Annotated in this window: 19 protein-coding genes; 6 read left to right on the top strand and 13 right to left on the bottom strand. The window is 64.5% G+C overall.

The genetic code is table 11. From position 1 onward, the window contains the following. Positions 1 to 4 precede the first annotated feature (4 nt). On the top strand, positions 5 to 955 hold the full coding sequence (locus P353_RS00525; RefSeq protein ID WP_034364197.1) for a 2-hydroxyacid dehydrogenase: 951 nt from the start codon (positions 5 to 7) through the stop codon (positions 953 to 955). Positions 956 to 1058: 103 nt separating this feature from the next. Then, on the top strand, positions 1059 to 3542 hold the full coding sequence (locus P353_RS00530; protein WP_034364199.1) for a heavy metal translocating P-type ATPase: 2484 nt from the start codon (positions 1059 to 1061) through the stop codon (positions 3540 to 3542). A 57-nt stretch (positions 3543 to 3599) separates the two neighbouring features. On the opposite strand, the gene P353_RS00535 is transcribed toward P353_RS00530, so the two are convergent. From P353_RS00535 to P353_RS00555, 5 genes are all read right to left on the bottom strand, one after another. Beyond that, positions 3600 to 4307, bottom strand: coding sequence for a riboflavin synthase (locus tag P353_RS00535; RefSeq protein ID WP_034364202.1), 708 nt, complete (start codon positions 4305 to 4307; stop codon positions 3600 to 3602). Between the two features lie 93 nt (positions 4308 to 4400). Continuing rightward, entirely contained in the window at positions 4401 to 5270 is an 870-nt protein-coding gene (locus tag P353_RS00540; protein WP_034365353.1) for a hypothetical protein, read from the bottom strand. 143 nt (positions 5271 to 5413) lie between these two features. Further along, complete coding sequence (locus tag P353_RS00545; RefSeq protein ID WP_034364204.1) at positions 5414 to 5593, bottom strand: hypothetical protein; 180 nt, start codon at positions 5591 to 5593, stop codon at positions 5414 to 5416. A gap of 195 nt (positions 5594 to 5788) precedes the next feature. After that, a complete protein-coding gene (locus tag P353_RS00550; RefSeq protein ID WP_034364206.1) occupies positions 5789 to 7027 on the bottom strand; it encodes a PLP-dependent aminotransferase family protein in 1239 nt (412 codons plus the stop codon). Further along, entirely contained in the window at positions 7024 to 8442 is a 1419-nt protein-coding gene (locus P353_RS00555) for a VOC family protein (RefSeq protein WP_052084617.1), read from the bottom strand. Before P353_RS00555 ends, P353_RS00550 begins: the two co-directional genes overlap by 4 nt. A 169-nt stretch (positions 8443 to 8611) precedes the next feature. Here P353_RS00555 and P353_RS00560 point away from each other — a divergent pair, with 169 nt between their 5' ends. Continuing rightward, complete coding sequence (locus P353_RS00560; protein WP_034365355.1) at positions 8612 to 9529, top strand: LysR family transcriptional regulator; 918 nt, start codon at positions 8612 to 8614, stop codon at positions 9527 to 9529. Between the two features lie 126 nt (positions 9530 to 9655). On the opposite strand, the gene P353_RS00565 is transcribed toward P353_RS00560, so the two are convergent. Then, a complete protein-coding gene (locus P353_RS00565) occupies positions 9656 to 10567 on the bottom strand; it encodes a transporter substrate-binding domain-containing protein (RefSeq protein ID WP_034364208.1) in 912 nt (303 codons plus the stop codon). A 462-nt stretch (positions 10568 to 11029) separates the two neighbouring features. Here P353_RS00565 and P353_RS00570 point away from each other — a divergent pair, with 462 nt between their 5' ends. Then, positions 11030 to 11707 carry a DUF2760 domain-containing protein gene (locus P353_RS00570; RefSeq protein WP_034364210.1) on the top strand — a complete coding sequence of 226 codons (678 nt, stop codon included), beginning with the start codon at positions 11030 to 11032 and terminating at the stop codon, positions 11705 to 11707. Between the two features lie 3 nt (positions 11708 to 11710). Beyond that, complete coding sequence (locus P353_RS00575; protein WP_034364212.1) at positions 11711 to 13690, top strand: Hsp70 family protein; 1980 nt, start codon at positions 11711 to 11713, stop codon at positions 13688 to 13690. Between the two features lie 261 nt (positions 13691 to 13951). On the opposite strand, the gene P353_RS00585 is transcribed toward P353_RS00575, so the two are convergent. The 7 genes from P353_RS00585 to P353_RS00615 all read right to left on the bottom strand — a co-directional run bounded on the left by P353_RS00585 (position 13952) and on the right by P353_RS00615 (position 21592). Beyond that, positions 13952 to 14983: a porin gene (locus P353_RS00585; RefSeq protein WP_034364216.1), complete on the bottom strand. Its 1032-nt coding sequence runs from the start codon at positions 14981 to 14983 to the stop codon at positions 13952 to 13954. Positions 14984 to 15227: 244 nt separating this feature from the next. Then, complete coding sequence (locus tag P353_RS00590; protein WP_034364217.1) at positions 15228 to 16487, bottom strand: acyl-CoA dehydrogenase family protein; 1260 nt, start codon at positions 16485 to 16487, stop codon at positions 15228 to 15230. A 98-nt stretch (positions 16488 to 16585) separates the two neighbouring features. Continuing rightward, positions 16586 to 17602, bottom strand: a complete 1017-nt coding sequence (locus tag P353_RS00595) for an aldo/keto reductase (RefSeq protein WP_034364218.1) — start codon at positions 17600 to 17602, stop codon at positions 16586 to 16588. 21 nt (positions 17603 to 17623) lie between these two features. Next, a complete protein-coding gene (locus P353_RS30280; RefSeq protein WP_034364219.1) occupies positions 17624 to 18583 on the bottom strand; it encodes an ABC transporter ATP-binding protein in 960 nt (319 codons plus the stop codon). A gap of 7 nt (positions 18584 to 18590) precedes the next feature. Then, complete coding sequence (locus tag P353_RS30285) at positions 18591 to 19589, bottom strand: ABC transporter ATP-binding protein (protein WP_034364221.1); 999 nt, start codon at positions 19587 to 19589, stop codon at positions 18591 to 18593. Next, positions 19590 to 20606: an ABC transporter permease gene (locus P353_RS00610; RefSeq protein WP_034364223.1), complete on the bottom strand. Its 1017-nt coding sequence runs from the start codon at positions 20604 to 20606 to the stop codon at positions 19590 to 19592. Next, a complete protein-coding gene (locus P353_RS00615) occupies positions 20606 to 21592 on the bottom strand; it encodes an ABC transporter permease (RefSeq protein WP_034364225.1) in 987 nt (328 codons plus the stop codon). Before P353_RS00615 ends, P353_RS00610 begins: the two co-directional genes overlap by 1 nt. Positions 21593 to 21950: 358 nt before the next feature. Between P353_RS00615 and P353_RS00620 the strand changes: the two genes are divergently transcribed. After that, the gene (locus tag P353_RS00620) at positions 21951 to 23135 is read left to right on the top strand and encodes an LLM class flavin-dependent oxidoreductase (RefSeq protein WP_034364226.1); all 1185 of its coding nucleotides are present in this window, start codon (positions 21951 to 21953) and stop codon (positions 23133 to 23135) included. Positions 23136 to 23162 lie beyond the last annotated feature (27 nt).

Consider the following 23162-nt stretch of genomic DNA (forward strand, 5'->3'; position numbering starts at 1 on the left):
TCCCATGTCCATCCATGAATCACCGAACCCGCAGCGTCCTTGGCTGCTGCTTCTCACGGCGCTGGCGCCAGCCATGCGCGAGAGACTGCAGCTGCAGTTCGAGCTGCTTGAGGCGGCCGGGATCGGCAGTGCCCGGCGCAGCGAGCTGTGCGCTCAGGTGCGCGCCATGCTGTGCAATGCCCAGTCCATCGTCAGCCGCGAACAGATGCAGCAGTGGCCGGCGCTGGAGCTGATCGTCGTCATCGGCGTGGGCCGGGACGGCATCGATCTCGAGGCTGCAGCAGAACTGGGCATCAAGGTGAGCAAGGCGCCCGATGTCTGTTCCGAAGACATTGCCGATCACACGCTGGCCCTGCTGCTGGCTGCCACGCGGCAAATCGTGCAGGCCCATGAGTTTGTGCGGCAGGGGCGCTGGCTGCAGGGGCGGTATCCGCCCACCCTGCGCTTTTCGGGGCAGCGCATGGGCATCGTCGGTCTGGGGCGCATCGGCCGTGCCGTGGCCAGGCGCTCGCAGGCCTTTGATCTAACGATTGCCTATACGGGGCGCGCTCCCAAGGACGATGTGCCGTACCGCTGGTGCGACAGCGTGCGGGAGCTGGCCGCCGAGGTGGATTTTCTCGTGGTCTGCGCCAGCGGCGGGCCTGCAACCCGGGGCCTGATCGATGCCGAAGTGCTGCAGGCCCTGGGGCCGCAGGGCGTGCTGGTGAACGTGGGGCGTGGCTCCATCGTCGATGAAGTGGCATTGCAGCAGGCGTTGCAGGAACGCACGATTGCGGCGGCGGCGCTCGATGTGTTTGCGCATGAGCCGCAAGTGCCCGAAGCCTTGATGGACCTGCCCAGCACGGTGCTGACGCCGCACATGGCCAGCTCCACCCTGCAAGGCCTGCAGGCCATGCTTGCGCAGGCCGAGGCGGACCTGCTGGAGCATTTCGGACTGCCCGAAATCACAGATTGAACCGCTGCATGTTTGCACCCTTACTGCAGAGGTTTTTGTCGGGGGGTTGACCTTTACATGATGTCAATCTCTACAGTGGCCTTCAACGTGAATGGAGAACGCGATGAATGCACTGACCAAAAGCGGAGCCTTTGAGCTGTCTGTGGAAGGAATGACCTGCGCATCCTGCGTGGGCCGGGTGGAGCGTGCGCTCAAGAAAGTGCCCGGCGTGCAGGAGGCCGTGGTCAATCTGGCCACGGAAAAAGCCAGCCTCACCGTGGCCGATCCGGCGCAGGCTGCGGCCGTTCTGCCCCAGGCCGTAGCGGCGATTGAAAAAGCAGGCTATGCGGTACCCGCGCAAAGCGTGGACTTGCAGGTGGGCGGCATGACCTGTGCGTCCTGTGTGGGCCGCGTGGAGCGTGCGCTCAAGAAAGTGCCCGGAGTGCAGGATGCGGTGGTGAATCTGGCGACCGAGCGTGCCAGCGTGCAACTGCAGGGCGGCGTGGATGTGAGCAGCTTGATTGCGGCGATCGAAAAGGCCGGCTATGAAGCGCAAGCCGTGCAGCACAACGCCGGCGCGACTGGCGAGGATGCCACAGCCCAGCGTCAGGCGCAGGAGCGCGAATCGCTCAAGCGCTCGCTGATCTTTGCGACCGTGTTCGCACTGCCCGTGTTTGTGCTGGAAATGGGCGGTCACATGGTGCCCGCGTTTCACCACTGGATTGCGGGCAACATCGGCACGCAGAACAGCTGGTACATCCAGTTCGTGCTGACGGCCTTGGTACTGTTCGGGCCGGGTCGGCGCTTTTTCGAGAAAGGCGTGCCCGCCCTGCTGCGCGCAGCGCCCGACATGAATTCTCTGGTCGCGGTGGGCACCTCGGCGGCATTCGCCTATTCGGTGGTCGCGACCTTTGTGCCGCAATGGCTGCCCGCAGGCACGGTGAATGTGTACTTTGAAGCTGCGGCCGTCATCGTCGCGCTGATCCTGCTGGGACGCTTTCTGGAGGCGCGTGCCAAGGGCAATACCTCGGAGGCCATTCGCCGTCTGGTGCAGTTGCAGGCCAAGACGGCGCGCGTGCGCAAGGGCGGTGTGGTGCAGGAAATCGATATTGCCCAGGTGCGTGCCGGCGATGTGATCGAGGTGCGCCCCGGCGAGCGCATTCCCGTCGATGGCGAGGTTATCGAGGGCCGCAGCTTTGTCGACGAATCCATGATCAGCGGCGAGCCCGTGCCGGTCGAGAAGGCCGAGGGCGCCGAAGTGGTGGGCGGCACGGTCAATCAGAATGGCGCGCTGGCTTTCAGAGCCACCAAGGTTGGGGCAGACACGCTGCTGGCGCAGATCATCCGCATGGTGGAGCAGGCCCAGGGCAGCAAGCTGCCGATCCAGGCGCTGGTGGACAAGATCACCATGTGGTTTGTGCCGGCCGTCATGGCGGCGGCCCTGCTGACTTTTGTGGTCTGGCTGATCTGGGGCCCCGATCCCGCGCTGAGCTTTGCGTTGGTCAATGCGGTGGCCGTGCTCATCATTGCCTGCCCCTGTGCCATGGGGCTGGCCACGCCGACTTCCATCATGGTGGGCACGGGGCGCGCCGCGCAAATGGGAGTGTTGCTGCGTAAGGGCGAGGCGCTGCAGCAGCTCAAGGATGCCAGGGTGGTGGCTGTGGACAAGACCGGCACGCTGACCCGTGGTCGCCCCGAACTCACCGATCTGGTGCTGGCCGAAGGGTTTGAACGTGCCGTCGTTCTGGCGCAGGTGGCCGCCGTGGAAGACCGCAGCGAGCACCCGATTGCGCGCGCCATTGTCGATGCGGCCAAGTCAGAGGGAATGGAGATTCCATCCATCAGCGACTTCGCCTCGGTGACCGGTTTTGGCGTGCGTGCCGTGGTGCTGGGCGACCAGGTGGAGATCGGCGCCGACCGGTTCATGCGCGAAATTGGCCTGAGCGTCGACGGCTTTGCGGCCGAGGCCGAGCGCCTGGGCAGCGAAGGCAAGACGCCTCTGTATGCCGCCATCGGCGGCAAGGTGGCGGCCATGATTGCCGTGGCCGATCCGATCAAGCCCACCACCAAGCCCGCGATCGATGCCTTGCATGCGCTGGGCCTGAAGGTGGCCATGATTACCGGCGACAACCGCCACACGGCCGAGGCGATCGCCAGGCAATTGGGCATTGACGAGGTGGTGGCCGAGGTCCTGCCGGGCGGCAAGGTCGAAACCGTCAAGCGTCTCAAGGCCGAGCATGGCACGCTGGCCTATGTGGGCGACGGTATCAACGACGCGCCGGCCCTGGCCGAGGCCGATGTGGGCATCGCCATCGGCACGGGTACCGATATCGCGATCGAGGCTGCCGATGTGGTGCTGATGTCGGGCGACCTCTCGGGAGTTCCGAATGCGATTGCGCTGTCCAAGGCCACGATGAAGAACATTGGCGAGAACCTGTTCTGGGCCTTTGCCTACAACGTGGCGCTGATACCGGTGGCAGCGGGTCTGCTCTACCCGTTCAACGGCATGCTGCTGTCGCCCGTGTTTGCGGCCGGAGCCATGGCGCTTTCCAGCGTATTTGTGCTCTCCAACGCGCTGCGGCTCAAGCGCTTCAAACCCGTCCTCTGAAAGCAGGGCATGGGGCGGGCGCCGGAAGATGTTCTGACGCTTGCCCCGCATCCGGGCTTATGGCTTGGGCAGTTGCGGCACATCCACAAAATCGTCGAGGCTCAGGCCTTTTTCCTGCAGCAGGGCTTCGAGCACGGGCTTGAGCCGCCCCAGGCTGGCTTCAATGGTTTCGCGCACGGTATCGACCACCACCTGGGTGCTGCGCTCAATCTCGATATTGACCAGATCGCCGACCTTCTTGTCGCCGAACACCGTCATGCGCAGGGTTTCGGGAATCAGCCAGACCTCGAACCAGCCTTCCTTGCGATTCACCTCGGCCACCGTCAGGCTGGCGCCGTTGACGGCGATATAGCCCTTGGCAAACACATAGGGGCGGAAGGCTTCGGGAATGCCGAAGCGGATCTTGTGGTTGGTCTCGGTCTGCATCACCTCCAGCAGCGGCGCCGTGAAGTCCACATGGCCCGACAGCGGGTGGCCGCCAATCTCGGCGCCATCCCTGGCGGCGCGCTCCACATTGAGCGTGTCGCCGGCCTTGTAGCTGCCCAGCGTGGTGATGTTCAGGCTTTGCAGCATCACGTCAAAGCTGGCGCTGGTGGGCGAGAGGTTCTCGGTCACCGTCAGGCAGACGCCGTCGTGCGAGACGCTGGCACCAATGGCCAGATCCTGGCAGAAGCCTTCGGGGAACTCCATGATGAAGGTGCGCAGGCCGTCCTGGTCGCGCAGCGCGGCAATCTTTGCCACGGCCTGAATGATGCCGGTAAACACGGGGCAGACTCTCTTATCAACAGGCGGGCGCCGGGCGCCAGCCTTGGGCCAAAACAGCTATTTTGCCTGTTTGCCCCTTAACCCGGCCAGCGTCTAGGCGAAGGCCGGCCGGCCTTCCCAGAAGCCGCTGATCAGCGCCTCGGGCTTTTTCAGCGCACGCACCCAGGCGCAGTCGGGCCAGGCCTGCATCTGCACATTCATGCCGGCAAACACGCCATAGCCCGGGCCGGCCGCGATCTCGCCATCAGCCTGCAGGGTCTCGCCGCTGCGGATGCTGCAGGCCGCGCGGATATCGCCCTGGGCCCTGATGCCCCAGCCGGCCTGAATGTGGTTGCCGCAGAGGATGCCGTCGTTGCCGGCAATGCCATGGCCTACATCGAGCAGGCCCTGCACCTCGATGGCGCCGCCTGCTTTCAGGCCCTTGCCGCAGTGCATGTCGCCTTGCACCTGCACTTCCTGGCCGATATGGGCATTGCCCTTGAGCTTCACATGGCCGCTGCCGCGCAGCTCCCAGCCGCAGCGCAGGTCTTCGGCGCGCAGCTCGCCCTCGACTTCCACGCTCCAGGCCGCCTTGATGCTGCCGCCGGCCTGCAGCAGTTCACCGGCGAAGATGGCGCCGCCGCATTGAATCTCTTCGCCCGCTTCCAGCTTGCCCGCCCGTATGCCGCCGCCCGCCTGCAGGCTGCGGCCCACCAGCAGCTGGCCGGGCACGCGCACATCGCCGTGCACGATCAGCGTGCCGGCATAGACGAAGTTGTCGGCCTCCAGGTGCTCGAGCTCCAGCACGCTGTTGGTGGAGCCGAAGTTCTCCAGCAGCCAGCGTGCATCGTCCACGCGGCCGGCGGCCACCTGGGTGTCCATGGCGGCCTGGTAGTCGCCGCCGGCCAGGTTGTTGCGCACAAACCAGCGATAACCCATGGCACAGGGATTTTTGCCGCGCAAGAAATTTTGAGTGAGTTCCATGTCCATGGCTGACCTCCGGATCGTCCTTTGAGCAAGATGCGGTGCGCGTGGCGATACGGACGTCGAAGACGTGGACGTACCGCTCCCATGCACCTGGGAAATGCTGTTTGGGAAGGCCGTGCGGAGGATGTGAGCTGTGTGCTTCAAGCCATCCGCACGGCGGCGGAAAGCATGGCCGTGACACCGCTCAGGCTCACGAATGCGGTGGGAATGCCATGGCGGCGGGTGTGCAGCGCACGCAGCACGCAGGCACGCGCGGGCAGCTCTGCGGCAAAGGCAAAGCGGCGCAGGCGGGCGGCGGTGGACAGGTGCAGGAAGGCCATGGGCAAGACGATGTCGAAGTCCCGATTATGCCGCGCAGCCCGGGCCGGTGCAGATGACTCCCTGCTTGTCCGTTATTTCATGGCGCTGTGCATGGCCGGGCGCCGTGCAAGGGCCGCCTCGCAGCGTCGGTGCCGTCCCCCTGCGACCAAGCCAGAGAGGGGGAAGACGCGAAGCGGCACAGGGGGTGCTTTATCTCAGCGGCTTTGCGCTGCGGCCCGGCACAAGCGCTCTACGGCTTGCGCGATCTGCGGCACTTCGGGCGCGGCAAACGACATGCGCAGCGTGTGCAGGTCGGGGTTGGCCGGATAGAAGGCCTTGCCTGGCACATAGACCACGCCCTGGGCCACGGCGGCGTCGAAGAGCTTTTGCGGATCGATCTGGTGGTCCAGCTCGGCCCAGACGAACATGCCGCCAGCGGGGCGCGAGCAGCGTATGCCGCTGTCCGGTGCCGCGTCCAGGCCCTGGACAAGGGCCTGCATGCGGCGCTGGTATTCCTGGCGCGCGCGCTGCACGGTGGCCGGATAGCGGCCGCTGGCCAGATAGAAGGCAGCGACCGACTGCGTCAGCGGCGAGGTGCACAGGTCGGCCGTCTGCTTGGCCACCGTGCAGCGGCGCAGCAGCGGCGCGTCGGCCAGCATCCAGCCCACGCGCAGCGCGGGCGCCACGGTCTTGGACAGGCTGGACAGATAGATGACGGGGTTGGCGCCGGGCTCGGCCAGCCGCTCGCCCGCGGCGCGCACGGTGCCTGGCATGGCCTGGGGGACGTCGCCGGGCTCGCCGAAGCGCAGCTCGCCATAGGGATCGTCCTCGACCACCCGGAAGCCGTGCTGCAGCGCAAGTTGCACCAAGGCTTCGCGGCGCTCGGCCGCCAGCAGCGTGCCGCGCGGGTTGGAGAAATTCGGCACGGTGTAGAGCAGCTTGGGGCGCTGGTCTGCGGGCAGTGCGGCCAGCAGATCGGCCAGGGCTTCGGTCTGCAGGCCTTGCTCGTCCATGGGAATGGGCAGGATGCGTGCCTGCGCCAGACGCAGGGCCTGCAGCGTGGCCGGATAGGCGGGGACCTCGACCAGCACCGTGTCGCCGGGCTCCACGAGCACGCGCACCAGAAGGTCAAAGGCCTGCTGCGATCCGGTGGTCACCAGTATGTCGGCGGCCGTCGCCTGCATGCCGCGCTCGCGCGCCTGCTGCGCCAGGGCCTCGCGCAGCTCGCCCAGGCCTTCGGTGGCCCCATATTGCAGCGCGCCCGGGCCCTGGGCCATGGCCTGCTGGGCGGCCTGGGCCAGGCCCTCGGCATCGAAGAGGCTGGGTGATGGATAGCCGCCGGCCAGCGAGATCATGCCGGGGCGCGAGAGATAGGGAAACAGCTCGCGTATCGGAGACCCCGCAGGCTCGGCAAACACGGCGGCAAAGGGAGCCAGTGCGCTGCCTTGACTCATGCCGCAGCTCCTGCCAGCATCCCGAGAACCTGGGCCCTGGATTGTTGTTCGCTGGCCTCGTACAGGGCGATTTCGTCATGCACGCTCGCGCCCAGTGCGCTCTCGAAGACCTGCTGCGCGGCATGGGCCTGGTATTGCTTTTGCTCCTCGCCGCCGAGGTTGGACTGGAAGATGCCGGCCGCGCTCACGGGCAGAAAATCCTCATAGGTGATCGGCTCGGCCTGCACCAGACCCCGGGTGATCAGCGCTTCCAGGTCTGCCTCGGCAGCGCCCTGGGGCAGCTGAGCCTGAGCATGTTCGGTCAGGCGGTAGCGGTAGAAAGCCAGACCCTGGCGGCGCAATTGCTCGTGCGTGTCTGGAAACTGCGTGAAGACCTGCTGCAGACGGTGCGCATAGTCGGGCGCGGCGCTGCCCGCGCTGTCTATGCCGCGCACCAGACCCAGCAGCTCGTCGTACAGGGCACGGCCCTTGCGTGTCAGCGCGACGCCGCGCTGCTCGATCTCGCCAAAGCGGGCGGTATGGGCGCCGGCACTGTCCGCGTTGGCGTCGGCATCGGTAAAGCGCACGGCCTCCTTGAGCGCCTTGAAGCTGGTCTGGCGCAGCAAGATAGGGCAGGCGCGCTGTGGCGGGCCTTCGACCACGTCCTTGGCATCCATGCCGCGCGTGGGCATATCGGCCTGGGCCAGGTCTATGTCCAGCGTGCGTGGCGTCAGATGGTTGATGTGCGGGCCCTTGAAGCACACCACATCGGCCACCAGGCGGTGGGCTTTTTGCAGGGCGTTGTAGGTGGCTGCGTCCACGGTGGCATCGCTGTGCCAGCGGAAGGTCTCCAGGGCCTGCTGCACAAAGGCGTCTGCGTCGCTGCTGTCCAGGCCTCCGTCACGCTCGGCCTGGGCAATGAGCTCCAGCGCGCGCGGCGTGAAGATGCGACGGCGCTGGAGGATCTCGGCGGCCTGCGCGCGCAGCGCCTCATCGGCGATCAGCTCCAGGCGCAGCAGCGAGGTGAAGACGCGAAACGGGTTGGCCAGCAGCGCCTCGTCGTGCACCGGACGAAAGGCCGTGGAGTGCACGGGAACGCCGGCCACCGAGAGGTCGTAATAGCCCACGGGCTCCATGCCCATGACGGCGAACAGGCGGCGCAGCGTGGCCAGTTCCTCGGCCGTGCCGACGCGGATGGCGCCATGGCGCTCCACATCCAGGCGCTCGAGCTCGCCGCTTTTGCCCATGCGCTGGCGCAGCTCGGGGTCGGCCTGCAGCGCCACGGCGTTGACATCGGCCACAAGGTCGATCAGGGTGCCGTACTGCGGCACTTCCTTGCGGTACATCTCGGACATGGCGCGCGAGAAGCGCGTGCGGATCTCGTCGACGCTGACAAAGCGGGCTGCGGAGGAAGAGGCGTGGGGCATGGCGCTCATGACAAAACAGAAGGGCTGGGGTCGTGGGATGGCCGCGCCGCTGGCGGGGCCGCAGGAATATGCAGCATGTTCTGCGCCGTCATGACTTTGGTCAAACGATAATCCGGCCTGCAGGTCATACCTGGACGGAATGAACCTGCGCCCGAATCATCCCCACATCCTTGCCGCCATGCAGCTATCCCGTCGCTTTCTGCCCCCCATGTCCCTGCTCTGCGCCTTCGAGGCCTCGGCGCGGCATCAGAGCTTTACCGCAGCGGCCGCCGAGCTGCATCTCACGCAAAGCGCCGTCAGCCGCCAGATCCGCGCGCTGGAGGAGCGCCTGGGCACCGAGCTGTTCGTGCGCGAGCGCCAGACCGTGCGCCTGAGCGCTGCGGGCCAGGCCTATGCGCAGGAGATCCGCGCCGCCCTGGCGCGCATCTCCAATGCCACGCTGGGCTTTCGCACCAACCCCCAAGGCGGCAGCCTGAACCTGGCCATCCTGCCGACCTTCGGCACGCGCTGGCTGGCGCCGCGGCTGCCGCAGTTCTTCAGCGCCCATCCGGGCATCACCATCAACCTGACCACACGGCTGTCGCAGTTCGATTTCCAGCTCGAAGCCGTGGATGCGGCCATTCATTTCGGCCTGCCGAACTGGCCGGGCGCGGAGCTGGAGTTCCTCATGAGCGAGACCGTGGTGCCGGCCTGCAGCCCCGATGTGGCGGCCCGCCACGGCTTTGCCCGGCCCGAGGATCTGCTGCGCGCACCCCTGCTGCATCTGGCGTCGCGTCCCGACGCCTGGCAGCGCTGGTTCGGCAGCCAGGGCTGCCAGGGCGGCGATATGCAGGGCATGCTGTTCGATCAGTTCGCCACGGCGGCGCAGGCGGCGATTGCCGGCGTGGGCGTGGCGCTGCTGCCCAAGTTTCTGATCCAGCGCGAGCTGCAGGCCGGCGATCTGGTCCAGGCCCTGCCGCTGCTGCCAGAGGTGGAAAGTGCCGAGCGCTATTACCTGGCCTGGCCGACCAGCCGCTCGACCTATCCGCCGCTGCAGGCCTTCCAGGGCTGGCTCAAGCAGGTCGCGCAGGAGTTTGCCTGCTCTGCGTCGATGTAATAAAAAAAGGAGCTGCAAGCGCAGCTCCTTCAATGAATTCAGCTATGAATATGTCTGAAGTGCTTGTTTAACAAGCGCAACAAGCTATCAATAAAGCATGGCTCCAGGCGCAGTCTAGTGGTCGCTTCAGCTGTTGTAGGCTTCCAGCGGCTTGTCATTGGGCGCTTGCAGCAGCTGCTTGAGCGTCTCGCTCATGGGCAGGTTCAGCGGCATTTCCTTGGGCGGAATGGGCTGCATAAACCATTTGTCGTAGATCTTCGCCACTTCGCCGGACTTCATCATGCGCACCAGGGCATCGTCCACGGCCTTCTTGAAGCCGGGATCGTCCTTGCGCATCAGCAGCGCGATGGGCTCCGACCCCAGCGCCTCGCCCACGATCTTGTAGCCCCTGGGGTCCTTGGAGTTGGCGATCACGCCGGCCAGCAGATTGTCGTCAAGCACAAAAGCGTCAGCGCGGCCGGACTCCAGCATCAGAAAGCTCTCGAAATGGTCCTTGCCCAGCTGGGTCGGCAGCTTCACATTGTTGTCATGGCTGTATTTGCGCAGCAGCTGCACGGCGGTGGTGCCTGCCGAAGCGGCCACGGTCTTGCCATCCAGCTGCTTGAACGAGGTCACGGGCGAGTCTGCGCGCACGGCCATGCGCACCTGGCTGACATAGGTGGTGACGGCAAACGAGACCTGCTTTTGGCGGCTGAGGTTGTTGGTCGTGGGGCCGCAGCCCAGATCCACGGTGCCGTTTTGCACCAGCGGCATGGTGTTCTGCGCGGTGATGGCCATGTATTCGATCTTGGCGCTGGGCGCGATCTGGGCCAGCACCTTCTCGCACAACTCCACGTGGTAGCCGGTGAAGCGGTGGTTGGCGCCTATGGCATAGGCCATGGGGGCCGAGCTTTCGCGCACGCCTATGACCACCTTGCCGGTCTTTTGCAGCTTCTCCAGCGTGCTGCCGGGGGTGGTCTGGGCCTGGACGCCGGAGGCGGCCATGGCGGCTACAAGGGCGGTACATGCCAGCGTTATGTTCGCGGTCATCAGGCGCATGGGGGAAGTCTCCTCGGGAAGTGGGCGTATCGAAAACGCAATGCAATTGTTGTTCGGTCGTCCATGGTGCCGCACATTGCCTGCAGCCCATGAATCGCCAGGACCCGTTTGCGGGGCGGCCTGTTTGTCAAGGTCCTGCATCAACTATCCGGCAAATGGCGGCGGCTTCATAACGATGAAACGGAAGAAGGTCATGCTTGCCGCGTATGACCCGGCAGCGCGCGTCCAGGCGCGGCAGCCGGCGCGGCAAAGCCATAGCGGGAGGGCAGATCGGGCTTTTTGGGTAATATCTGCGCCTGTTGCACAGGCCCGCGCATCGCTTGCGGCGCGTCCAGCCTTGTGCCGCCAGGGTCGGCCGTGTCGCTGCCGCCTGGTCCGCTCCGTTTTCGGTTCGCGCAGCGCAGCCCGCAAGGGCGCCACAGAGAGATTCTGCATGCGTGAACCTGTTTTGAGACAGACTCCATGACTGCCAATACCCCCCCCTCATTCCTGAGCCGCATCGCCATCGCGATCGGCAGTTTCTTTGCCATTCTCGGTAACGGTCGCCTGGCCGCCGACGTGAGTCGTGTGCGCGCCGGTGAGGCTTTTGCCGCCGACGTCGCCCCCAGGGAAGTACGCGTGGAAGTGCCGGTCGAGAAGATCGTCGAGGTTCGCGTCGAAGTACCGGTCGAAAAAATCGTGGAAAAGACCGTCGAAAAGCGCGTCGAGGTTCCGGTCGAGAAGCTGATTGAAAAAACCGTCGAGGTGGAAAAGCTCGTCGCCACCGACAGCGCCGCCCTGCAACTGCTGGGCCTGATGCAGCGCGAGGCCCGTTTTGTGGACTTCATCCAGGAAGATGTTGCGCCCTATACCGATGCCGAAATCGGCGCGGCCGCGCGCGTGGTGCATGAAGGCTGCCGCAAGGTGCTGCGCGAGCATTTCACGCTCTCGCCCGTGTGCAGCGAAGCCGAAGGCTCACGCATCACTTTGCAGGCCGGTTTTGACGCTGCTGCCGTGCGACTGACGGGCAATGTGGTCGGCCAGCCACCGTTTACCGGCACGCTGTCCCACCGGGGCTGGCTGGTGACTCAGGTCAGGCTCCCCCAGCTCACCGACATTCAGGCCGCCAAGGTCATCGCCCAAGCCGAAGTGGAGCTGTGAGCCATGAACATGTTTGCCTCCATCGCCGCATCGGGTGCGGCCCCCCAGGCCGCTCCCTTGGCTGAAAACGTGGCTGCTGTCGCTCAGCCGCAAAGCAGCGCTGCTGGCCCGGTCGATGCTCCATCTGCCGGCGCTAGCTACAGCATCGGCATCGATCTGGGCACCACCCACTGCGCGCTGTCCTATGTGAACAAGATCGTCAGCGATGGCGAGAAGGTGGTGCAGGGCGTGCTGGACATTCCCCAGCTCACGGCTCCCGGCAGTGTCGAGGCCAGGCCCCTGCTGCCGTCCTTTCTCTATCTGCCGCACGAGAGCGAGCTGACCGAAGCCGAGCGCAGCCTGCCCGGTGCGCCCGGCGACTTCATCACCGGCGAATTCGCCCGCAGCCGCGGCGCGGCCACGCCCATCCGTCTGGTGAGCAGCGCCAAGAGCTGGCTCTGCCACCCCGGCGTCGATCGCCGCGCAGGCATTCTCCCCGCCGATGCACCGGAGGAGGTCAGCCGCATTTCGCCGCTGACCGCCTCCACCCGCTATCTTGAGCATCTGCGCCGCGCCTGGGAGCAGGCCCACCCCGAGGCCCCGTTTGACCAGCAGGACATTACCGTCACCATTCCGGCATCGTTCGACCCCGCCGCGCGCGAGTTGACGGCCGAGGCCTGCAAGGCTGCAGGCTTTGCCAAGCTGACGCTGCTCGAAGAACCCCAGGCCGCGCTGTACAGCTGGATCCAGGCCAGCGGCGGCCAGTGGCGCAAGCAGGTCAAGCATGGCGACATCATCCTCGTCGTGGACGTGGGCGGCGGCACCACCGACCTCTCGCTGATCGCCGTGCTGGAGCGCGAAGGCAATCTGGAGCTGCAGCGCATTGCCGTGGGCGAGCACATTCTGCTGGGCGGCGACAACATGGATCTGGCCCTGGCCTATGGCGTGGCGCGCAAGCTGGCGGCCGAGGGCAAGCAGCTCGATGCCTGGCAAACCCGCGCGCTGGCCCATGGCTGCCGCGCAGCCAAGGAGCAATTGCTGGCTGACGCCAACTTGCAGGCCGTGCCCGTGGTCGTGCCCAGCCGGGGCAGCAAGCTCATCGGCGGCAGCATTCGCACCGAAGTGACACGCGACGAAGTGCTGGCCATGCTGGTCGAGGGCTTTTTCCCCAAGGTGGCCGTCAGCGACAAGCCCAAGACCCGCGCGCGCGGCGCGCTCACGCAGCTGGGCCTGCCCTATGCGCAGGATGCCGCCGTCACGCGCCATCTGGCGGCCTTTCTGAGCCGCCAGGTTCATGCGCTGGCCGAGATCGAAGGCCTGAACGGCGATCAGATCGACGGCTCCACCTTCTTGCACCCCACGGCCATTTTGTTCAACGGCGGCGTGCTCAAGGCGCCCCAGATCGAGCAGCGCATCCTGGAAGTCATCAACGGCTGGCTGGACGACGAGGCCTGCGAGCCTGCGCGTCTGCTGGACGGTGCCAACCTCGATCTGGCCGTGGCCCGCGGTGCGGCCTATTACGGCCATATCGCCACCAGCGGCCGTGGCGTGCGCATTCGCGGCGGCACGGCCCAGTCCTATTACGTGGGTGTGGAGAGCAATATGCCTGCTATCCCCGGCATGGAGCCGCCCCTGTCCGCCCTGTGCCTGGCGCCGTTCGGCATGGAAGAGGGCACGGAAGTCGCGCTGCCTGACGAAGAGTTCGGCCTGGTCGTGGGCGAGCCCGTGCGTCTGCGCTTCTTCGGCTCGTCCGTGCGCCGCTCCGACCAGGTCGGCACCATGCTGGACTTCTGGTCGCCCGAAGAGCTGGTGGAGCTGCAGGAGATCGAGCTGAATCTGCCCGCTGCCGGCCGCGCGGCCGGCGAGGTGGTGCCCGTGACCCTGGCGGCGCGCGTGACCGATATCGGCACCCTGGAGCTCAATGCCGTGCCCGTGGGCGGAAGCGAGCGCTGGAAGGTGGAGTTCGATGTGCGCGCGGAAACCTCTGCGGAGGCTGCCGAGTAAGGCCGCTGAGTTACTTGACGGCGAAAGCCCGCAGGCCGATTGGTTGGCGGGCTTTTTTGTTCTCTCGTCTGTTTTCTCGTTTGTTCTCTCGTTTGCGGTTGCGCGTCCGGCCGAGATCCGCCCTCTGTCCGTGACAAAGGCCTGCCACAAAAAGGTTCAGGCCCAATCACGCCAGGCGCAAGATCATGAAGCTCTTCTTTTGAGAAGCAAGGCGCGCACCATGCCCACCAGCAGCATGGCACGCCCCCCGCTCAAGCAGGTCTAGAACGCGTGGCGCAGACCCACGCTCAGGCTGCTGGCATCCTGCCCATAGCCCACGCCACCCTTGAAGTTATAGCCATAGGTCACGCCCGATCCGTTGTCGATGCGCGTGTAGGCAGCATAGAGCTTGGTGCGTTTGCTCAGATGGTGGTTGTAGCCAAGAATCCACTGGCGCGCGCTGCTGCCGGGCACATGGCTCCATCGACTCGCCCAGCCGTAGCCCAGGGCAAGCTCCGAAGCGCCGGCCCGGTAGACCGCAGTCACGCGCGCAGCGTCACGCGTGCCGCAACCGGCACCGCCATGGCTGCACAGCGAGCCCGAGCCGTTGTCCGAGCGCTGGTAGTAGGCACCGACCTGCAGCGCATTCCAGATGTAGTGGCCGCGCAGGGCAAACTGCTTGTCGTCGCCCAGCTGGGTAAAGCCCGCGCCCAGGGCCAATGGGCCACGCTCCCAGTTGGCATAGAGGTCGTAGCCGTTCTTCTGCACGGTGCCGGCCGTCTTTTCGTGCAGCGATGCCTGGGCTTCCACCGTCAGTCCGGCCATGACCGGGCTGCGGTAGGCAATCTTGTTGGTGTTGCGCATTACGTAGTCGTAGAGCGCATCGGCGATGGAGCCGGTGTCGTGGTTGGGCTCATCCAGTGCACCATAGTCTGCAATGCCGAAATAGGTGGCAGCACCAAAACGGCCCAGACGCAGCTTGCCCAGTCTGCCTGAGAGGTTGACTTCGCTCTGGCGCTGAAAGGCCAGCGCGCCGGTGCTGCCTGTGCCGGCACCGGTGTCGGACTCAAAGCCGGATTCGAGCTGAAAGCCGGCCTTGAGGCCGCCGCCCAGGTCTTCGCTGCCCACAAAGCCAAAGCGCGAGTTGTTGTTGAAGAGTCCGGTCAGGCTGCTGCCTCCGACCTTCTGATGCTCTACCGAGGTATTGAGGCGGCCATAGATCTGCACGCTGCTTTGTGCCAGCGCGACGGAAGCTCCGGCGGTGGCCAGAGCGGCGAAGAGGACACGAGACACAGTTGTTGTTTTGACTGGCATGTAGCGACTAGCCTTCGATCTTTGCTATGAAACTTGCGCGAACCTGCGCGCCTGTAACAAGGCAAATCCCGTGCCAGCGGACATGCACCGGTTTGGACTGTGGTCCCCTTGAGGTCCTGCCCGTGCCTGCGTTCGGCAGCACTGCTGCGCAACAGGTTGACGGACCACATGTGCTTTGGGGGCCACCTCCAGAGAGAGTCGGATACCTGCTCGGCCAGAGGCCGGCTGTGATTGTGTGCAGCGTCTAGAAGACGCGACCCTCTTCCAAATGGGTGCGTGTGCCATTGAGTTCGTAGTCGCCAACGACCCGTGATTTGTGCAGCAAGGGGTTGTGGCTGAAGATGGTGCGCAGATTGCGCCAGTGCCTGTCCAGATTCAGTTTGCGTGAGGTGGCCGAGGCTCCACCAACCTCGAACAGCCGCTCGGCGGCGTTGAGAGCCAGGCGGCTGACGACGAGCTGCGTCTTGGCCGTAGCCAGTGCGCCCTGCAGCACGATGTTCTCGGTGTCCTCATGCTCCAGTAGCAGTGCCTCGGCGCCCAGGTCGAGCTGGCGTGCGTTTTCCGCCACCAACTGGTCTATGGCATAGCTGGCTGCGGCCAGCTCTCCCACCACTGCCTGCACGAAATGATCATCGCGCGAACGCTCGGCTGGACTGTGCATGGCCGGGCGTCCGAGGTGCAGTACATAGTGACGTGCATCGCTGAAGAGGTTGCGCACTATGCCGGCTGCGGTGGCCACCAGAATCAGCTGTCGTAATGCCGAAGCATGGCGGCCAGGCAATTGTTCGCGGGAGCTGGGACTGATCTCGTCGTCGTACACCAGCACATTGTCCAGTTCCACGCTGCCGCTGGCCGTCAGGCGCTGGCCCATGCCGTCCCAGTCGTCGAGCACGCGCACGCCTTCGCGTTGAACGGGTATCACAGCCGTGATGCGCTGCTCCTGCGCGTTGACGGCAAAGACATTGAAATAGTCCGCATAGGCGGTTCCGGTGGCGTAGTACTTTTTGCCATTGAGGCGGTGGTGTTCTCCCTCGCGCAGCAGTGTCGAGGTGCTGATACCTGCGCGTGCCGTGCCCAGCTCGGTGAATGCACCGCCGAACAGCTTGCCTTCCAGCACCCAGCCGATCTGGCGCTGTGCGAGCGGCGAAGGGCTTCGGTCCAGGCGCAGCAGCTCGGTCGTGTTGAAGTGAGTGCGCAGTGCATGGGCGACGTTCGAATCTGCTGCAGCGAGCGTGGCGACCACCTCGATGACATCGGCGATGGAGCCGCCGGGGCCGCCTTGCTCGCGACCTATGCGCAGAGCCCCTATGCCTGAAGCACGCAGCAGCTCAAAAGCCGCAAAAGGGGCTTCGCGCTGCAGCTCGCGCTGCGCCGCGCCGGGAGCAATGGCTGCGGCGAGCTGCGGCAGACCCGAGAGTATGTCTGTGCGGCTTGGGCGAGCGGATGGCGCTGCTGATTCCTGTGCAGCTGCAACTTGCCGCAGAGGTGTGACGAATGCATTCATCGGTGATGGCCTGTTTCGGACTTTGAGCGGCAGACGCCACCGTGAAAGCCGGGTCAGGCAGAAGCTTCACGATGGCGCCTGCAGAGGCGTCTGCCGGCTTATGCGGCGGCAACGTAGGGAATGCGGCCTTCCACAGGGTGACCGGGGTCGGTGAAGCCCAGTGTTGAAGGATGGCCGGCAGCTACCAGGCGGTTGACCAGGGCTTCGTCCTCGGCAGTGAACCGGTAGTTCAGAGCGCGGATATAGCCTTCCCACTGCTCGGGAGTGCGGGGGCCGGCAATTGCAGAGGTGATCAGGCGGTTGTTGAGCACCCAGGCCAGAGCAAAATCGACGGTGCTGATGTCGCGCGCGTCGGTGTGCCGTTTGATTTCGGCAGCGATGTCGATGGATTCGGGACGCCACTCGGTCTCCAGCAGGCGCTTGTCCTTGCGTGCGGCGCGTGAGCCAGGATCGGCAGCTTCCAGGCTCGGGTACTTGGCGGTCAGCACGCCTCGCGCGAGAGGGCTGTAGGAGACCACGCCCAGTCCATAGGCTGCAGCCGCCGGCAACTGCTCTGCTTCGGCCGTGCGGTTGACGATGTTGTAGAGCGGCTGGCTGGCGATGGGTCGGTCTATGCCTTCGGCATCGGCCAGGTGCGCCACCTCGGCAATGCGCCAGCCGCGGAAGTTGGACAGGCCAAAGTAGCGCAGCTTACCGGCGCGGATCAGATCGCCGATGGCGCGGACTGCCTCGCCTAGCGGGGCATCGAAATCTGCGCGATGAAAATACAGCAGGTCAATGTAGTCTGTGCCAAGGCGGCGCAGGCTGTTTTCCACCGATTCGATGATCCATTTGCGTGAGGTGCCGGCACGATTGGGGCCTTCGCCTAGCGGGTTGCCGAACTTGGTAGCCAGAACCCAGTCGTTGCGGTCTGTGGCCAGGGCACGGCCCACAACCTGCTCGGTCACGCCCTTTTGATAGACGTCGGCGGTATCGATGAAGTTGATGCCCTGGGACTTGGCCCTGGCGATGATCTCATGCGAGGTCTTTTCATCGGTGGGGCCTCCAAACATCATGGTGCCCAGTGCGAGGCGGGAGACTTTGAGGCCGCTGCGGCCCAGATAGCGATAGGTCATGGAGATGGCTTTGATCGGTGGTTAGTGGAGAAAGGAAATCACAGAGGTCTGTGGATGGTGGCAAGCGACCTGGTGGCCGCCTCCCAGATCGGTCAGTGCGGGCTCCTGCCTCAGGCACAGTTCGCTGGCCCTGGGGCAGCGAGGATGGAAACGGCAGCCCGACGGCAGGTTCTGCGGGCTAGGGAGATCGCCGTTCAGCGGGGCTACCTGCCGGTGGCGGGATGGGTCGGGCACGGCATCGATCAAGGCCTGGGTATAGGGGTGGCGAGGAGTGCTCCAAAGGCTGCGGCGATCGGCGCTCTCGACGATGCGCCCCAGATACATGACCAGCACGCGGTCGGCAAAATACTGCACCACGGACAGATCGTGCGAGATGAACAGGTAGGAGAGACCGTACTCGCGTTTCATCTCGACCAGAAGGTTCAGAATCTGGGCCTGAATCGACAGGTCCAGGGCTGACACCGGCTCGTCGCAGACCACCAGATCTGGCTGCAGCATCAAAGCCCGTGCAATGCCCAGGCGCTGGCGCTGGCCGCCCGAGAATTCATGCGGGTAACGACTCAAAGCGCTGCGTGGCAGGCCTACGCGGTCGAGCAACTGCTCCACTTGCCTGCGGCGCTGGGAACGATCACCGAGGCCATGCACCTGCAACGGTGTCTCGAGAATGCTGCCAATGCTGTGGCGCGGATTCAGCGAGGCGAACGGGTCCTGGAAGATCATCTGCATGCGCTTGCGCAGGCCGCGCAACTGGGCGCCCTTGAGCGGCAGGATGTCCTGTCCGTCGAGCGTGATATGCCCTGCAGTCGGTGTTTCAAGCCGCAGCAGGCTGCGACCCAGGGTGGATTTGCCGCAACCCGACTCGCCCACCAGGCCCACGGTTTCGCCGCGTTCCACGGTGAAGGAAACGCCATCCACGGCGCGCAGCACGCCCTTGGGCAGTTTGAAATGGGTCTGAAGATCGCTGACGTTCAGCAGGCTCATGGCAATCCTAGGAAAAATTTGCGTTCTGCGTGGCAGCGGCAGGCAAGGTGACGGGGCAGGCACTGAGGCGCTTTGGTCCTGCATCCATCAGTGGCGGCACGGCGATGCGGCAATAGGCCAGGGTGTGCGGGCAGCGCGGGGCGAAGGCACAGCCTTGCTGGCCGATGGCCGAGGCGATACTGCCGCGAATTTCGCTCAGGGGGCCGTCCTGATAATGCGCTCCGGGCTGCAGCCGCGGCGATGCAGCCAGCAGACCCCGGGTATAGGGATGCAGGGGATGCTCGAAAAGCGGGCCGGGGCTTGCCTGCTCGACCTCGCGGCCGGCATACATGACGACCACGCGATCGGCCCATTGCGACACCACGCCCAGGTCATGGGTGATCAAAATCAAACCCATGGACAGTTCCTTGCGCAGGCGATCCAGCAGATCCAGCACCTGGGCCTGGATGGTCACATCAAGGGCCGTGGTCGGCTCGTCCGCAATCAGCAGGCGCGGGCTGCAGGCAATGGCCATGGCGATCATCACGCGCTGGCGCATGCCACCTGAGAGCTGATGCGGAAAGTCGTCCACCCGCCGCTGGGGATCGGGGATGCGGACGGTGTCCAGCAGCTCCACGGCGCGCAGCCGCGCCGACCTGGCGGAAAGTCCTTCATGCTGGCGCAGCACCTCGGCGATCTGCCAGCCGACGGAGTAGACGGGGTTGAGCGATGTCATGGGCTCCTGAAAGATCATGCCGATCTCGCGTCCACGCAGACGTCGCATCGATTGCTCGTTCAGCTGCAACAGATCGTGGCCGTTGAAACGGACCTCGCCCTCGGCGATACGCGCCGCGCGCGGCAGCAGCCTCATGAGCGCCAGCGCTGTCAGCGATTTCCCCGAGCCCGACTCGCCGACGATGGCCAGGGTCTCGCCAGCATTGACGCAAAAGCTCAGTCCACGCACCGGATCGTGCTGCGGGAAACGGATGCTCAACCCGCGTACATCGAGCAAGGTCTGTCCGCTCATTCAGCGCTCCTGCGAAAAACGTGGGTTCAGCGCGTCGTTGAGGCCGTCGCCGATGAGGTTGAAGGCCAGCACGGCAAGCACGATGGCCAGGCCCGGCGCGGCGGTCAGATACCAGGCGGTACGCAGCAGCTCGCGCCCCGCGCCGATCATGCTGCCCCAGCTGATGACGTTGGGGTCGCCCATGCCCATGAAGGACAGCGCGGATTCCAGCAGGATGGCCGAGGCCACCATGACCGAGGAGGTGACGATGATCGGGGGCAGGGCATTGGGAAGGATTTCGCGCAGGATGATGCGGGCATGCGAGTAGCCCAGGGCACGCGCGGCCAGCACAAAGTCCTTTTCGCGCAGCGAACGGAACTCGGCGCGCACCAGGCGAGCCACGGTCGGCCAGGTCACCAGACCTATGGCCACGACGATCGTGCCTATCGCCGGTTGTGCAATGGCGACCAGAACGACCAGCAGGATGAAGCTGGGAATGGTCTGGAACAGCACCACCACGCGCTGCAGCACGTCATCGACCCAGCCTCCGAAATAGCCGCTGATCGAGCCGATACCGATGCCCAGGCTCAGACCGATCAGGGTTGCCGAGATGCCTACCAGCAGCGAAATCCGGGCGCCGTGGGCAATGCCGGCCGCGACATCACGTCCCATGGAGTCGGTGCCGAGCAGAAACTGCGAGTCCTGGCCTGGCCAGAGAAAGGGCTGGGCCACCATGTCCAGCGGATCGCCGGGATAAAGCCAGGGGGCAGCCAGGGCCAGCGCCAGAACCGCCAGCAAAAAGGCACAGCCCAGCATGGCCGTTGGGTTGTGCAGAAAAACGCGCAGTGCTCGATGGCCCTGGCTTGTGCTGCCTGCACTGGCCTCGCTGGTGGTGGTACGCACCGCATCGGGTGCATGCACATTGGGCCAGGGGGGCACCGGCTCGGGCGCTGCGGCCTCGTTGCGCGCGGCAGTCGCAGCCGACGGAGCCGCATTCGGTGCGGTCTGCAGCAGATCGGGTGTGGATGACAGGGACATCAGCGAACCTCGATGCGCGGGTCCAGCCACGCGTGCAGCAGGTCGACCAGCACATTGGCTGCGATCACCAGCAGGGAAGAAAGAAACAGCACGCCCATCAGCACATTGAAGTCACGGCTGAGCACGGCTTCGAACGCGAGCCGACCCAGGCCGGGCCAGCTGTAGACGGTTTCGACGACCACGGCGCCGCCAAGCATGCCGCCCAGGTGCATTCCCGCCATGGTCGTGACGGGTAGCAGGGCGTTGCGCAATACATGGCGCAGCGTGATGCGCCAGGGAGACAGGCCCTTGGCTGCTGCGGTGCGCACAAAGTCCTGGGACTGCACCTCCAGCATGGCCGCACGTGTCAGGCGCGCATAGATGGCGACAAAGAACAAGGCCAGCGAGGTGGCAGGCAGGACCATGTAGCGCAACTGGTCCAGCACGGCGGCCAGACCGCTGAGCTGCGAGCCAATGCTGGCTGATCCGCCGCTGGGCAACCAGCCCAGCTGCACCGAGAACAGCACGATCAGCATCAGCCCGACCCAGAAGCCGGGCACTGAATAGAACAGCAGGGACAGCACCGAGAGCAGGCGGTCGGGCAGGCGGCCTGCGAAGTACGCCATGGCTGCGCCCAGCGCGATGCCCAGCGTCAGCGCGATGGACAGGGCCAGTCCCATCAGCAGCAGCGTGCTTGGCAGGCGCTGAGCTATCAGAGCCATCACCGGCATGTTGTAGCGTGGCGAGAAGCCCAGGCTGAGGTGGGCGAGGTTGCCCAGATAGGCCTGCAACTGCTCGAACACCGTCAGATCGAGCCCGAAGCGCGAGCGCAGTGCCGCCAGGGTCTCGGCGGTGGCCGCGCCGGCTTCACCGGCCATGACATCGGCGGCATCGCCCGGCGTCAGCTGCAGCAGCAGAAAGTTCAATACGGCGACGCCCAGCACGGTGGGGACCGCATATTTCGCATTGGACCAAAGCGAGCGTAATAAACGTGGAGTGGCACTCATGGGGAATCGTGTGTTAATCCATGAATGATAGAGGCGTAAATATTCAGTGAAATCTGTTTATTGAGCCTGATTTCTTATATCGATCATTGAAAAATAAATAAGAAATATCTTCAGGGTGAATTAGTGAATGAGTGCAGATTATATTTTTGAGATTCTTGTTTATGTTTGAAAAATCTATAGGCATGAGCGTTCGAACTTTCTTGAGGGGTTCGGCCTTGGCATATTTCTGAATATGTAAATGCGAAATTATTGCTAGGGATGTCAGAGTCGTCATGTGATTATTGAAAGGCGCTGTGATTCGGTATTTTCATTTCTATAGAAATATCTGCGTCACATATCAAGACCCCATGGCTGATCTATGACTTCTGCATTACGACCTGGCTCTCTCGTGGATTGGGAACATTTCCCTTCACCTCTTGAATATTCCGAAAGCCCGCTTTCCAAGGCTTTCAATCAGCCGGTTCTGCTCGGCCTGTTTCTGCCCATACAGGCCGGTGGCTGGAGTGCTTCGACCTTGCCGCGCAGCACCGACTGGAGTTTTGACTACAACCGGGATCTGGTGCTTCACGCCGAGAACCTGGGGTTCGACCTGGTGTTTGCCTTGTCGCAATGGCTGCCCAAGGGCGGGTATGGCGGAGTCTTCAATGGCCAGGCGCTGGATTCGTTTGCCACGACGGCGGCACTGACTTCTGTCACCAGCCGCATCATGCTGATCTCGACCATCCACGTGCTCTACGGACCTCTGCACCCCCTGCATCTGGCCAAGTGGGGCGCCACGCTGGATCACATCTCGGGAGGGCGCTGGGGCATCAATGTGGTGACGGGTCATCGCGAGGTGGAGCACAAGATGTTCGGCTGGGAACAGATCGAGCATGACCAGCGCTATGAAATGGCTTCGGAGTTCATCGAAGTGGTGCAGCGCCTGTGGGCCGATGAAGAGAATTTCTCGTTCTCGGGCCGCTCGCCCTGGAAGCTGGGCGGCGGCTTTGTGAGTCCCAAGCCGCGCTATGGCCGGCCGGTGCTGGTCAATGCCACGGGCTCGGATGCGGGCATCGAATTCGCGGCCAGATACTCGGACCTGATTTTCATCACCAGCCCTGGCGCCTCGGACTTCGCGCGCGCCATCGAAGTGCTGCCCGACCATGCGGCGCGGGTCAAGCAGGTGGCGCGTAACGCAGGTCGATCAGTGCGCACCTTGCTCAATCCCATGGTGATCAGCCGTGATACCGAGAAGGAAACCTGGGCCTATCACGACGCCATAGTGGCCCATCAGGACCTGCGCACACCCGAGGGCTTCAACAGCCACAAAAGCGATGCCCATGCCTGGAAGGGTCGTGCAGGTCTTGATGCGCCCAAGCGTCGGGCCATAGGTGGAAACATCGAAGTCATCGGCACGCCTGAGCAGGTGGTCGAGCAGTTCGTGCAGCTCAAGCGTGCAGGCATTGACGGCCTGCAACTGAGCTTCTTCGACTTCAAGCCCGATCTGGAGTTTTTCGGTGATCGCATTCTGCCGCTCATGAAGCAGGCTGGTCTGCGCTTGTGAGCGCCGCCGTTCTGCATCGTCCTTTCT

It is taken from the genome of Comamonas testosteroni, from assembly GCF_000761245.1.
Lineage (GTDB): Bacteria > Pseudomonadota > Gammaproteobacteria > Burkholderiales > Burkholderiaceae_C > Comamonas > Comamonas testosteroni_C.

Excerpts from the sequence above, each read along its gene's own strand:
- P353_RS00525 (WP_034364197.1), top strand. The coding sequence starts at position 5 with ATGTCCATCCATGAATCACCGAACCCGCAGCGTCCTTGGCTGCTGCTT.
- P353_RS00530 (WP_034364199.1), top strand. The coding sequence starts at position 1,059 with ATGAATGCACTGACCAAAAGCGGAGCCTTTGAGCTGTCTGTGGAAGGA.
- P353_RS00540 (WP_034365353.1), bottom strand. The coding sequence starts at position 5,270 with ATGGAACTCACTCAAAATTTCTTGCGCGGCAAAAATCCCTGTGCCATG.
- P353_RS00545 (WP_034364204.1), bottom strand. The coding sequence starts at position 5,593 with ATGGCCTTCCTGCACCTGTCCACCGCCGCCCGCCTGCGCCGCTTTGCC.
- P353_RS00550 (WP_034364206.1), bottom strand. The coding sequence starts at position 7,027 with ATGAGTCAAGGCAGCGCACTGGCTCCCTTTGCCGCCGTGTTTGCCGAG.
- P353_RS00555 (WP_052084617.1), bottom strand. The coding sequence starts at position 8,442 with ATGAGCGCCATGCCCCACGCCTCTTCCTCCGCAGCCCGCTTTGTCAGC.
- P353_RS00560 (WP_034365355.1), top strand. The coding sequence starts at position 8,612 with ATGCAGCTATCCCGTCGCTTTCTGCCCCCCATGTCCCTGCTCTGCGCC.
- P353_RS00565 (WP_034364208.1), bottom strand. The coding sequence starts at position 10,567 with ATGCGCCTGATGACCGCGAACATAACGCTGGCATGTACCGCCCTTGTA.
- P353_RS00570 (WP_034364210.1), top strand. The coding sequence starts at position 11,030 with ATGACTGCCAATACCCCCCCCTCATTCCTGAGCCGCATCGCCATCGCG.
- P353_RS00575 (WP_034364212.1), top strand. The coding sequence starts at position 11,711 with ATGAACATGTTTGCCTCCATCGCCGCATCGGGTGCGGCCCCCCAGGCC.
- P353_RS00585 (WP_034364216.1), bottom strand. The coding sequence starts at position 14,983 with ATGCCAGTCAAAACAACAACTGTGTCTCGTGTCCTCTTCGCCGCTCTG.
- P353_RS00590 (WP_034364217.1), bottom strand. The coding sequence starts at position 16,487 with ATGAATGCATTCGTCACACCTCTGCGGCAAGTTGCAGCTGCACAGGAA.
- P353_RS00595 (WP_034364218.1), bottom strand. The coding sequence starts at position 17,602 with ATGACCTATCGCTATCTGGGCCGCAGCGGCCTCAAAGTCTCCCGCCTC.
- P353_RS30280 (WP_034364219.1), bottom strand. The coding sequence starts at position 18,583 with ATGAGCCTGCTGAACGTCAGCGATCTTCAGACCCATTTCAAACTGCCC.
- P353_RS30285 (WP_034364221.1), bottom strand. The coding sequence starts at position 19,589 with ATGAGCGGACAGACCTTGCTCGATGTACGCGGGTTGAGCATCCGTTTC.
- P353_RS00610 (WP_034364223.1), bottom strand. The coding sequence starts at position 20,606 with ATGTCCCTGTCATCCACACCCGATCTGCTGCAGACCGCACCGAATGCG.
- P353_RS00615 (WP_034364225.1), bottom strand. The coding sequence starts at position 21,592 with ATGAGTGCCACTCCACGTTTATTACGCTCGCTTTGGTCCAATGCGAAA.
- P353_RS00620 (WP_034364226.1), top strand. The coding sequence starts at position 21,951 with ATGACTTCTGCATTACGACCTGGCTCTCTCGTGGATTGGGAACATTTC.